Genomic DNA, 13317 nt, shown 5'->3' on the forward strand with positions numbered 1-13317 from the left:
TTTCGACGGCGGGTCTTCTATAAGGGGTTGTGGTCGGCCGAGCCTATCCACTTCGGCTCATGTTCGCGTTGTTTATTGATATGGTGTTCTGAACTCGGTTTTTTGCAGGTGACAACTGCGGGCAATTATGGTGTGAACAGTTGATAAGCAAATATGGCTACTTTCATCCTATGCAATTTTAAAGACGACGCCGAGAGATCATGACGGTTGAAATTATCGGGCGGGCGAGTATTGCCCCGGGGGCGGGTTCGATTGAAGAGCTGCAGCTCGTCCTCAAGGAAGGACGTTGCACGGTTAGCCGGATCCCCGATGAACGCTGGGATCTCGCGCGTTTTTGGCACCCCGTCGTCGGCACGCAAGGAAAGACTTATAGTTACGCCGCCGGTGTCATGGCGGATATCTACGCTTTTGACCCGGCAGTCTTCGGCCTCTCGCAGCGCGAGGCGATGCAGATGGATCCGCAGCAGCGCATTCTTCTGAATCTCGTCTGGCGGGCTTTAGAAGATGCGAACTTGCCCGTCGACAGTTTCGAAGGTGAAAGGGTCGGCGTCTATGTGGGCGCTTCCTCGCTCGACCATGGCAATCTCACCGCCGAAGACCCGGCCTCCGGTAGCCCGTATTTTATGACGGGCAACACGCTCTCGATCGTCTCCAACCGCATTTCGCATATTTTTGGCCTGCGTGGCCCAAGCATGACGATCGATACGGCCTGTTCGTCTTCGCTCGTGGCGCTCGACCAGGCGGTGAGGGCGCTGGAATGCGGCGATATCGATACGGCGATCGTCGGCGGCGTCAACCTTCTGCTTCATCCGCTCTCCTTCGTCGGCTTTTCCCAGGCGCGCATGCTGTCGCCGGAAGGGCTTTGCCGTGCCTACGATGACAACGGCCACGGCTACGTTCGTGCGGAAGGCGGCGCGGCTATCATCCTGCGTAGGACCGATCGCGCTTTGCGCGAAAGGGACCGCAGTCATGCGCGTATCCACGCTGTCGGGGTGAATTCGTCCGGCCGTACGAATGGGATTTCGTTGCCCTCGCGCGATGCACAGGCCGCTTTGCTGCGTTCGATCTACGAAGGGCAAAACATCGACGTCGATCGGGTTGCCTTCATCGAAGGTCATGGTACGGGAACCAAGGTCGGCGATCCCGCCGAGATCTGGGCGATCGGCGATGTCATCGGCCGGAACCGCCGGGCGCCAGTGCCCGTCGGCTCGATCAAATCCAATATCGGCCATACCGAGCCCGCGTCCGGGCTCTTTGGCCTGCTGAAGGCGATGATTGCGCTGGAGAATAATTTCCTGCCGGCATCGCTGCATTTCGAGCAGCCGAATGAAACCATCGATTTCGAAGGATTGAACGTTCGGGTCAATACATCGGCCATTGAGCTCCTTCCGGCCAAACGGCCACGCTTTGCCGGCATCAATTCCTTCGGTTTCGGCGGCACGAATGCCCATGTCGTCATCAGCGATCCTGATCCGGTCGCTCCACCCGTACCTCAGTTGCGGGGCGAAGGCGCGATTTTCACGGTAAGCGCCCATACGGCTACGGCGCTCTCGAAGCTGCTCGAAGACTACCGGAGCCGCATCGAGAGTGCAGAGCCTAAGGAGGCCCGGCAGATCATCGCGTCCGCCGCTGCCAATCGCGAACCGATGCGCCATCGTTTCGCAGCCAAGGCCAAAGACAGTGCCGCAGTGCTCGCGGCGATCGATGCGCATCTTGGCGGTGAAAATTCCGTCGGTGAAGTCGGCGAAGCGCCGGCGCAGGCGGTCAAGATCGCTTTCGTCTTTTCCGGTAACGGCTCGCAATGGGTGGGCATGGGCGTCGAGGCCTATCGGGAAAACAGCCATTTCCGGCAATGTTTTCAGTCATTCAGCGCGCTCTTCGAATATTATCTCGGCTTGAAGCTCACGGATATTCTGGTTTCCTCCGATTTATCCCTGCGGCTCGCCGACACCAAGATCGCGCAGCCTCTGCTTTTTGCAATTCAAGCTTCGCTGTCGGACTGCTTTTCGGCGTTGGGCGTGAAGCCTGATGCCGTTCTCGGCCACTCCGTCGGTGAAATTGCCGCTGCCTATGCTGCCAAAGCGCTGACGGCTGCCGAGGCGGTCGCCATCGTCGCCAAGCGCTCGCTGCATCAGGATCTTCTTGCCGGAGAAGGCAGGATGGCTGCGGTCGTTCTCAACGAGGACGCAGCACTCGCCTTCGCCAAATCGCACGATCTCCACAACATCTGCATCGCAGCGATCAACGCGCCGAATTCGATAACGATTTCCGGCCCTGTCCATGAGATCGAAGCATTCAAGGAGGCGGCCCGCAAGTCGCAGATCGTCGCGCATATTCTCGACATCAACTATCCCTTCCATCATCCAATCATCGATCGTGCGAAGGAAGCCTTTCTGGCCGATCTGCCTGATGTCGCGCCGGATGCCGGCGTCGGCACCTTCATTTCGACGGTGACCGGCGCCGTCTGTGACGGTCGCGTGCTGGACGCACAATATTGGTGGCGTAACGTCCGCGATCCCGTGCTTTTCAAGAGTGCTTGTCAGGCGGCGATGGCGATGGGGTGCAACCTCTTCATTGAAATTGCCCCGCGTCCGATCCTGTTGAATTATGTGACTGAAATCGCCAAGCAGGCGTCCGTCCAGGCGGTTGTGATACCGACATTGCTGCGGGAGCCAGGGCTCGCCGGCCGCGATCCGGTTTCGCAGGCCTTTGCGCGTGCTGTCGCGCATGGCGCGCCGGCGCTGCGTTCGCGCGGCAGCGCCACCCGCAACGCCTTCGTCAAGCTGCCGCCTTTGCCGTTCGAGCCCGTGGAGTTGCGTTCGCAGCCGACGACGGACGAAATCGACATTTTCGGCCGCGACGGTAAGAGCCCCTACACCTTGCTCGGCTGGCGGACGGACCCCAACGCCTCCACCTGGAAGAACCATCTGGATGCGCATCTCTTCGCGGGCCTCGCCGAACATGTCGTCGACGGCAAGTCGATCCTGCCAGGCAGTGGTTTCATTGAGATCGCCGTCACGGCGGTTCAGCGATATTATCAAACCGATGCGGTTGAGATCGGCAACCTCGAAATCGTCAGGCCTCTGGAACTGCGCCAGGACAGGATGATGGAACTCTCGACCATCCTTTCCCCGGAGACCGGTGACATCGAGATCCGCTCGCGTGAGCGGCTGAGCAACGACGACTGGACTGTTCATGCAGTCGCGCGTGGCCGCAAGTCGATCGGAAAGGACTATGCCGAGGGGCAAGCCACATGGCGGCTCGAAGAGCAGAAATCCGTCCTGACGTCCGAGAAGACCTATGAGATGGCGGAGCGTTTCGGGCTGCAATATGGTCCGCGTTTCCAGCTTCTGTCGAAAGCTGTCGCCTTCGGGCGCAACGTCATTGAAGTGGACCTCAAGCCGGCTGCGGCGCCCACCCATCCGTTCGTGACCTTCAACCTCAATCCGATGTCGATCGATGCGGCGTTCCACGGTCTCGTCGCGCTCTTCGATCAACTGTCAGGGGACGAGGCTGGAGCTCCCTATATCCCGGTTCGTTTCGGCACCGTGCGGGTCGCCGGCAAGAGAAAACCGGTTGTCAAAGCGGTCATAGAGATCGATCGGTTCAGCAAGAATTCGATCAAGGCCCGTTTTCGGATGTTCGGCGGCGATGGCGATGAGATTGCCGTTTTCGACGATTGCCGCTTCCGCCGCACCTATCTGCGCCGGCACACGACGCTCGATTCCGTCGCCTTCCACTATGAGACCGTGCCATCGACGATTTTTAGAGGTCGATCAGCATCCGACGTGGTGGTGCCGGATGCTTCGGTGCTGCGCCGCCTCGACGGAAATCATTCGCTCAATAATGCGACCCTGCTTCTCGATGCGGCGATCTACCGGGCATGTCACGAGACCGCCCTGGCGATCGCAGCCAGAGACGGAGCGCTCTCGCTTTCAAACCTTCCCGACGATCCGGAATTCCGGCCGTTTCTGATCAACTGCCTCTATATTCTGGAGGATGCCGGCATTGCTTCGGCTGTTGACGGCGGATGGCATATTCCGCTCGATTTTACCTTGCCCACGGTGAGCGAAGTCCTGCAGGAGCTTTATCGCGAGGATGCCGGCCGGGTTGCCGAAGCAATTCTTGTCAACAATGCCTATCGCGAAACCCTGGAGCGTCTGGCCGCCGTCCATAAGTATGTGCTTGGCCAACAGCGGGCCGAGACAATAGCTCATGCGGCTGGAGGAGCGACGCTGGAGCACGTGCTCGTTCACTCGCCCTTGAGCAGCAGGCGGCTTTCATTGATTGCTGAGGCGCTGATGGCTACCGTCGAGGCCAATCCCGGCAGCATCGGGCACATTTTGGAAGCGGGTTCGACATCCACGGCCTTCAGCCAGCGGTTGGCAGCGATCGCCGCCGGCGCCGGCGCGAGTCTGATCATAGCCGAGCCGCGAGAGCAGGTTCGCCGCGCGCTCGAAATCGCCTTTGAAGGAGCTGCGCATGTCACCGTCGCGGAGCCCGGCAAGCTTGCCGATCAGCCGCTCGCCGACGTTATCATCGCATGTGGTGATCAGAGCCAGCGTCTTCTATCGCACGACGAGGACCTGAAGGCGGCCATCCGCGGCGCTGCGGCGCGTGGTGCGCAACTCCTTTTTGCCGATCGCGCGCCGAGCGTCTTCAACGATTTTGCCTTCGGCCTGTCGGAAGGATGGTTCGCCGGCAGTCAGTCGCCTGAATTCCCGATCGGCCGATTGGGTACGTTGCAGCAGGTCGAGGATATCCTCGCAATGCTCGGTTTCGGCAAGGCGCAGGCCGAGGAGCAGGTTTTCCCGGAAGGGGGGCTGATCACCGCAGCGGCTGCATCGGAACGTCAAATCGAAGATGAGCCTGCTCTGTCCCGCACCAACGCGCCGCTTTTGGTTCTGTCCGAGCGCGGGGAGGGCATCGGTTTTTCCGATATGCAGGTGATCGCTGTCGGTATCGGGGCAGGATCTTCGAACCTCGCCGGTGTCCTGGCGTCCCATCATCCGCGCCGAATTCTCTATGTGGCGGAACGGGAGGGCGGTCGCAGCCCGTCCGATCTGTCGCGGATGCGGCTTGAGGTGTTCAGAGAGCTGGCCGACGCACTTACCAGATATGCGGAGGGCGACAGACCGCGCCTTGTCATCGTGGCTCCGGGCGGTTCGCCGCTCGCCAAGGGCCGGATTGATAGCGCCAATGCTGGATTGTGGGCCTTCGCGCGCGTGCTGCAGAACGAATATGACGGCTTCGACGTACATCTCCTTGACGCCGAAACGGACGACGAGCGGGCGATTGCGGCCATCGAGACCCTTCTTTTCACCGAGAGCAATAACGGGGAGTGGGTGCTCGACAGGGTAACCGGCGATATCCGTGAAATCCGGGCCGTAGCGGGTCCTTTCGGGGTGGCCGAGACGAACCGCCGCGACGTTGCCGCGGCGACCATCCGGCAACATACGAGCGGCCGGCTGGACAGCGTCGTTTGGGAAGAGGCGGATTTGCCGGCACCGTCAGACGACGAGGTCATCATTGCCGTCGAAGCGACCGGCCTCAATTTCCGCGACGTCATGTGGGCGATGGGCCTGTTGCCGGAAGAGGCGCTGGAGGATGGGTTTGCCGGCGCCACGATCGGCATGGAGTTCGCCGGCCGCGTGCTGCAGACCGGCTCTGATGTCGGTGATCTCCAGCCAGGCGACAAGGTCATGGGCATCGGTCCGGCTGCGTTTTCGACCCATGTGCGCGTGCGCCGGGACGGCGTCACCAGGTTGCCGGAGACGATGGACACGCTCGCCGCAGCCACGGTGCCCGTTGCCTTCCTGACCGCCTATTACGCTATGGTCGAGCTCGGGCGCATCCAGCCGGACGAAACCATCCTGATCCACGGTGCCGCCGGCGGCGTCGGCCTTGCTGCGCTGCAGATCGCCAAGCTCAAGGGGGCCAAGGTCATCGCCACCGCCGGCACGGTCGAGAAGCGCCGTTTCCTTCAAATGCTCGGCGTCGACCATGTGCTCGATTCCCGTTCGCTGGATTTCGTCGCGGGCGTTCGCCACATTACCCGGGGCGAAGGCGTCGATCTCGTGCTGAATTCGCTGTTCTCCGAAGCGATGGAGCGGAGCATCGAGCTGGTCAAACCGTTCGGGCGGTTCCTGGAACTGGGTAAGCGCGATTATTATTCCGACCGCAAGATCGGGCTGCGCCCTTTCCGCCGCAATATCAGCTATTTCGGCATCGACGCTGACCAATTGCTGGTCAACGCTCCCGCCTTGACGAAGCGGATCTTTACGGAAATCGGTCAGCTCTTCGCCGATCACAAGCTGACACCGTTGCCTTACCGTGCCTTTGGCTATGACGAAATCGGCAGCGCTTTCCGCTTGATGCAGAACGCCGGTCACATCGGCAAGATCGTCGTTCGTCCGCCCGTTCTTGGGGTCGATTCTGTCTTGCCGGCTCCGGCCAAGTCGCTGCGGCTCGATCCCGCCGGTATTTTCCTCGTGGCGGGCGGTATCGGCGGTTTCGGTCTCGCGGCAGCCGATTGGCTGGTATCCAAGGGCGCGCGCCGCATCGCACTGTGCTCGCGTCGGGGTGTCGCTGACGAGGAGACGCTGAAGACCGTGGGCGAATGGGAGAAGAGAGGCGTCACGGCAACGCTGCACGCCTGCGATATCACCGATGAGGTCGCTGTCGAGACGCTGCTTGGCTCTCTTCGCGCCGAGGGCGCGCTAAGAGGCATCATCCACGCCGCCATGGTCCTGGACGATGCACTTCTCGCCAACCTGACGCCGGAGCGCAATCGGCCGGTCATCGACGTTAAGGTCCGAGGCGCCGACAATCTTCATCGATTGACTGAGAAAGATGACCTCGAGCTGTTCCTGCTGTTTTCGTCGGCGACGACGATGCTCGGCAATCCGGGCCAGGCGAATTATGTCGCCGCAAACGGCTACCTTGAGGGTTTGGCGCGCGCACGCCGCGCCGCCGGTCTGCCGGCGCTCGCCGTCGGCTTCGGCGCCATCGCGGACAAAGGATTTCTTGCCCGCAATATCGAGGTCAACGAACTCTTGTCCAAGCGTATCGGCAAAGCGGCCCTGAAGGCGCGCGATGCGTTGGAGCAGGTCGAACGCTACATGCTTGCCGATACCGGCAAGATCGATGCCGCAGCCGTTATGATCGCCGAAATCGATTGGAGCGCGGCGCGCATGCTGCCGATCGCCGCTCGGTCGCTGTTTGAGCCGCTGATGCGCCAAGCTGGCGATCATCAGTCCCTGAACGATGGCGACATCATCGATCTCGCTCAGTTGATCAAAGGCAAATCCGAGGACGAGGCGCAGGGCGCTTTGCATGAGATCGTCGCCTCGGAAATTGCTGCGATCCTGCGTGTGACCGAAGATACGATTACGCCGGACAAGGTGCTGAAAGATATCGGCCTCGACAGTCTGATGGCGATGGAGCTCGGCATGAGCTTCCAGCAGAAGACGGGTTTCGACATTCCCTTGAGCGGCATCGGAGAGGGGACGACGGTCAGCGATGTTGTCAGCCGCCTGCGTGATCGGGTCATGAATCGCGGTGGCGCGGAGGCCGAGGGTTCGGCGGCGGGCGACGATCAGGTGGTCAGCCGATTGGTCCAAAGCCACTCCCTGCAATCGCCGCAGAAGAGAGCCGCACAGTCATGACGCAGGATGCCAATGATACCCCGCCCGGCGATAAGAAAAGCAGCCTGCTGGAGCAGATGCGCCGTGCCAATGAATCCTCCGGACGCAATCGAGTGGAGCGGTTGAACAGGCAACCGCAGCAGCCGATTCGCCAAGCCCTGCGCTTTGAGGATTTGCCGGAATACAAGCGCGTCATGACGCAGAAGATTGCCGGCGAGATGGCTGGCATTACCAATCCCTTCTACCGCTCGCATGATACTGCCGCCGGTGCGACGACAAAGATGGGCGGGAGGGAATTCGTCAATTTCGCCTCCTACGACTATCTGGCTACCAATACCGACCCGCTCGTGGCAGCCCGTGCCAAGGAAGCTATCGATCGTTTTGGCATCTCTGCCTCGGCCAGCCGCCTTGTTGCCGGCGAGCGGCCGGTGCATGTCGAGCTGGAGCAACAGCTCGCCAAGCTCTATGGCGTTGATGCCGCCGTCTGTTTCGTCAGCGGCTATCTGACCAATGTGGCGACCATCGGCTGTTTGCTGGGACCGCAGGATCTCGTCGTTCATGACGAGTTCATCCACAACAGCGCCCTTGCCGGCATCAAGCTTTCCGGCGCGGCGCGGCGCCTGTTCAAGCACAATGACGCCGAAAATCTAGAAAGCATCCTAAAGACGCTGTCTTCCGACTTTCGCCGCATCCTCGTCATTGTCGAAGGCATCTATTCCATGGACGGCGATGTCGCCGATCTCCCGGCGCTGTTGAAACTGAAGGCCCGCTACGGCTTCTGGCTGATGGTGGACGAGGCCCATGCGCTTGGCATACTCGGCGAAAAAGGCCTCGGCACCTTCGAACATTTCGGCGTCGATCCGCGCGAGGTCGACATCTGGATGGGTACGCTTTCGAAGACGACATCAAGCTGTGGCGGCTATATCGCCGGCAGTCGTGCGCTTGCCGATATCCTGAAGGCGGAGGCGGGCGGCTTCGTCTATAGCGTCGGCCTTGCCCCCGTTCTGGCTTCAGCGGCCATGGCCGGCCTGCAAATCCTGGAATCCGAACCGGAGAGAGCTGCCCGGCTAAGGCGCAACGGCAATCTTTTCCTGCAATGCGCTCGGGAAGCCGGCCTCGATACTGGTTTGAGCCTCGGCTTTTCCGTCGTTCCCGTCATCGTCGGCGATTCGCTGCGAGCGGTGCAGCTTTCCAATGATCTGCTGAGTGAAGGCGTCAATGTGCTGCCCATCATTCATCCGGCCGTGCCGGAAGGCATGGCCCGCCTACGCTTTTTCATCACCTGCAATCATACCGAAGAGCAAATCCGCCGTTCCGTCGCTGTCACCGCGCAGAGACTTCAAGATTTGCAGGATCGGAATTTCGGCTTGGCGTCCATCGATATGGAAAAGGTGATGCAGTTGTTGCCGGTGCGTCAGGCTAGCGGAAAGCCATAACCTTAAGGCGCTCAGTCCATGCATATCATCGTCACCGGAGGCTCAAGCGGAATCGGTCTAGCGATCGCCAAGCTCTATGCCACCAGGGGCGACCGGGTTTCTCTTCTCGCTCGCCACTCCGGGCGTTTGGAACAGGCGCGTATCGAGATTGCGGCGATGTCGGGCGTCGATCTTTCTCGCATCCAGATAGCCTCCGTCGATGTCGCGTCCGCCAATCAAGTTTCTGAGGCCGTTGAGACCTGCGAGCACGCCTTCGGGCCTTGCGACATTCTGATCGCGTCGGCCGGGATCGTAGAACCTTCTGCTTTCGATATCATGCCGGCGACGGTTTTCGAGGAGCAGATTGCCACGAATCTCCTGGGGACGGCGAATATTGTGCGTGCTGTCTACAACGGCATGAAGACCCGTCACGCTGGCAAGATCATGATGATCTCATCCGGCGCTGCTTTGATTGGCATTTACGGCTACACCGCCTATTGCGCTTCCAAGTCGGCATTGATCGGCTTTGCAGAGGCGTTGAGCGCCGAGGCGGCCGTTTCGGGCATTGGTGTCTCCATCTGTTTTCCGCCGGATACGCTCACCCCACAATATAGCCGTGAAATGTCGATGCGACCGGCGGAAGCGGAGCTTCTGATGGGCACGGTCAAGCCGTGGAAAGCGGAAGCCGTGGCGGCAAAAATCGTCCGCGGCCTCGACCGCGGCAGGACCCGAATTCACTTTGGATTGTCGCTGACCGCTCTCGCCTATTTCGGCCCGCTGATAAAGCCGCCGTTGATATGGTGGTATTCCCGCAAGCTTCGAAAAATAATTGAGCAAGGATGAGATGAAAGCCTTGCGCGCTCGAACGACAAAGGCTTTGGTTGAACGCGATTTCCATAATTCATGTGATGCTCCAGCGCGCCTGATGGGACGCGCTTAAAAAACGACAGAATTTGGAATTGGCGGGTTTTCTCTGGTTTTGAGGGAGCTGCCGCCGATTATGGTATTTGGACGGTATGGTTTTGAGACTTCATGATTTTCCGGCTCTTTTGACGATTGCCTGCTTCGCTTTTTCCTGTGTCGTCATTTTCCTGACCGACCCCTTTGCGATGCCTGCCGCCGTCAACAAGCAAAATCATACAAAGAGAAGTCTGAAGCGCCTGGCCTTCGAGTGGGCGGCAAGAATTCCCGTCATCGCTCTCGTCTATGCGTTTTTCTTCGCGATCTCCTGGCGTCCGATCTACGGTGCGCAGGGCGCGATCAGTTTTTTCGTCATCTTCACCGGAATATCGCGTGCAAAATTCGAGTTCATCCGCGAGCCTCTGGTTTTCTCCGACATCGCCCTGGTGGTCGACGTTTTCAAATACAAAGAGATTTTCTACGCGACGTCTCTGAACATCGTCTTCTGGGTCATCGCGCTTTCCTATGTGTTCGGCGTCAGCGCCCTCTATATGTATTTCGAACCGCCGATCCTGCCCGACCACCACGGCTTCCTCTGGATCCTCGTGATGTTGGCGGTGGCCTTCGGCCCCTGGCTCGCCTTGTTCAGCAGGGTCGTCAGCGGGCCCGTCTGCCGTTTCACGCAGAACGTCCTCGGCAAGATCGACGTCAAGAAGGATACGGTCAGGTTTGGCACCTTCGAATCCGTCGTTTTTCATTTCGTCATTTGGGTGGGCGTCAGGCGCGAGGCCATTGTCACGCAGTTATCGGAACGGTTCATCTCCGCCCTTCATGATCTATGGGAACATGGCGACGAGCCGTTGATCGTCATATGGCAATCCGAATCCTTCATCGATCTCCGGCATTTCGGCGCGGAAAATATCAAGCTGCCCAATCTGGACCGGCTACGGGATCAGGCAGCGCAATGGGGCCGCATGACAAGCGTCTTCGAAGGCGGCTATACGCTGCGCACCGAATTTGCGGTGCTGAGCGGGTTGTTGCCTGAAAACGTCCATATCGACGCGAGCTACCCCTATCTGCGCGCCAGCCACTACAAGGATGTCGTCTGGCCGCAACGGCTGCGGAAGGCGGGTTGGAAGACACAATTCATCCACCCCTACGACAAGACTTTTTTCCTGCGCCACAGGGCCATGCCGCAGCTTGGTTTCGACCGCATGATGATGCTGGACGAGTTCGACCACCGGCCCGAACGCGATGGCCCCTATGTCAGCGACCTGTCGCTGACGAAAAGCGTTATTCGAGCCATCGACGAGGACGGCGCCGGCAAAAACTTCGTCTTCGTCGCTTCCATGGCGAATCATGGGCCTTGGGAGCCGGGCCGCTGCGGCGACCTGACGAATCCGGTGGATATCTATAGCGAGCTGCTGATGCGCGCGGACCATGCGCTGGGCAATCTCGCGCATCATCTGGATCGGCTCGATCGCCCTGTGTGGCTTTTGTTCTATGGCGATCACGCGCCGCTGTTGAAGGCCTTTGCCGATCCCTTTCCGGATCCGCGCACGGACTACATCATCGTTCCGCTCGGCCGTGCGCGGTCACACTCGCAAAAGCCATTGCCGCCGCAGAAAGAAGCGCCCTGGAATCTCATCGGCACGCTGCTGCGTTATGCCGGCCTCAGCACCGAGGTTCCGGAGTGACGGCTGACGGGCAAAGAGATGCGGGGGCTTCTCAGCGCGTCTTTCTGTTCTTGCAGGGACCGTCCTCGCCGCTTTTTTCCGAAATCGCCAGGGCGCTGGAAGCCGCGGGCCATCGCTGTATTCGCATCAACCTGAACCCCGGCGATTGGATATTCTGGCGTCGTCGCGGAGCCTTCAATTATCGCGGCGGCTTTGCCGGCTGGCGCAGCTACGTTCGCCGCCGAATCGAGGCAGACAAGATCACGGACGTGATTCTTCTCGGAGAAGAGCGCCCGTATCATCAGGTCGCCATCGAAGAGGCGAGGCGGCGCTCCGCCAGCATCAACGTTGTCGAGATGGGATATCTGCGGCCGGATTGGGTGACGCTAGAGCGTGACGGAATGTCGTCCAATTCCCGTTTTCCTGTCGATCCGCTCTACATTGTCCAGGCTGCGGCGAGCCTTCCCGAGCCGGATTGGACCCGCCGGTTCAGTCATAGTTTTCTGGCGGAGGCGGCATACGACCTTCTCTATAATCTCCCCAACGCTTTCCTGTGGTTTCTCCATCCCGGCTATCGGCGTCATGCGCTCTATCATCCGCTGGTGGAATATGCGGGCTGGCTTTGTCGGCTGCCGTCGAGCGGCAGGCGCGCGCGGGAGGCAGAGGCTACGATCGAACGCTTGATCGCCGACGAAACGCGATTCTTCGTCTATCCCCTGCAGCTACAGACGGATTATCAACTGCGCTCGCACTCGCCATTTCATCGGCAGCAGGATGCCATCAGGCAGATCATGCGGTCGTTCGCCGCGCACGCAGCGCCGGATACGAATTTGGTGATAAAGCTCCATCCGCTCGACAATGGGCTTGTCGATTGGAGAGGCTATATCCACGGCATGGGCGCAAAGCTCGCCTTGTCTTCTCGCATCCATTTCATCGACGGCGGCAACCTCGAAAGACTGATCTCGGCAAGCCAGGGCATGGTGACGGTCAATTCCACCGCCGCGCTTTCCGCCCTTCAAGCTGAGAGGCCGGTAAAAGCGCTTGGAGCGGCTATCTACGATATCGACGGTCTGACCGATCAAAAGCCGCTGGACTTGTTCTGGGGCAATCCAGGCAGGCCGCTAATCGGCGTTCGCAATGCATTTCTGAAACTGCTTGCCGCATCGATACAGGTGCGCGGGAATTTCTACTCTCGTGTCGGCGCACGGGCGGCATCGGATGCGATCGTCGAGCGCCTTCTGTCGCGGAGCATCAACCTGCCGGCCGCCTTTATCGATCCGCCGCCTCGGCAAAGGCCGACAAAGATCAATATTCCCTGATCGCTCAGTCGATCGCCTAACAAGCAGTTTTGATCACACTCGGAAAGCCAGTGTTCATCTTCCGCTAAACATAAGAGTGACCTTTTGGATCATTGATCCTGAAATTGACATATCGTCCACGTATGGGAGATTCGCGTTGAACCCAATGCATCGATTCGGCGTTGGGACAGAGGGCGAATAAGCGGTTTGCAGGGAGCAAACGCCATGAATGGCAGCAAGATGGAACGCTTTATGCTGAAGGAGCTGCTCGCGATCATCGCAGCCCTTGTGCTTGTTTCAGCGGTACTTCTGACGATCGTGATTACGGGGAATTATTAAGCGGAACGCTGAATAGCGCATCCGCATCGTTCGATCCGCAAAA

The 13317-nt window shown here is 59.6% G+C and carries 5 protein-coding genes; all 5 read left to right on the forward strand.

What is annotated here, in order from left to right:
* Positions 1 to 200 precede the first annotated feature (200 nt).
* The 5 genes from QA646_RS04595 (at position 201) to QA646_RS04615 (ending at position 12956) form a co-directional block, all read left to right on the forward strand.
* The gene (locus QA646_RS04595; protein ID WP_283057862.1) at positions 201 to 7667 is read left to right on the forward strand and encodes a type I polyketide synthase; all 7467 of its coding nucleotides are present in this window, start codon (positions 201 to 203) and stop codon (positions 7665 to 7667) included.
* Positions 7664 to 9082: an aminotransferase class I/II-fold pyridoxal phosphate-dependent enzyme gene (locus QA646_RS04600; protein WP_283057863.1), complete on the forward strand. Its 1419-nt coding sequence runs from the start codon at positions 7664 to 7666 to the stop codon at positions 9080 to 9082. Before QA646_RS04595 ends, QA646_RS04600 begins: the two co-directional genes overlap by 4 nt.
* An 18-nt stretch (positions 9083 to 9100) precedes the next feature.
* Entirely contained in the window at positions 9101 to 9904 is an 804-nt protein-coding gene (locus QA646_RS04605; RefSeq protein ID WP_283057865.1) for an SDR family oxidoreductase, read from the forward strand.
* A 173-nt stretch (positions 9905 to 10077) separates the two neighbouring features.
* Positions 10078 to 11658: a sulfatase-like hydrolase/transferase gene (locus QA646_RS04610; protein ID WP_283057866.1), complete on the forward strand. Its 1581-nt coding sequence runs from the start codon at positions 10078 to 10080 to the stop codon at positions 11656 to 11658.
* On the forward strand, positions 11655 to 12956 hold the full coding sequence (locus QA646_RS04615; protein ID WP_283057868.1) for a capsular biosynthesis protein: 1302 nt from the start codon (positions 11655 to 11657) through the stop codon (positions 12954 to 12956). Before QA646_RS04610 ends, QA646_RS04615 begins: the two co-directional genes overlap by 4 nt.
* The last annotated feature ends 361 nt before the right edge of the window (positions 12957 to 13317 follow it).

The organism is Rhizobium sp. CB3090 (genome assembly GCF_029714285.1).
GTDB lineage: Bacteria > Pseudomonadota > Alphaproteobacteria > Rhizobiales > Rhizobiaceae > Rhizobium.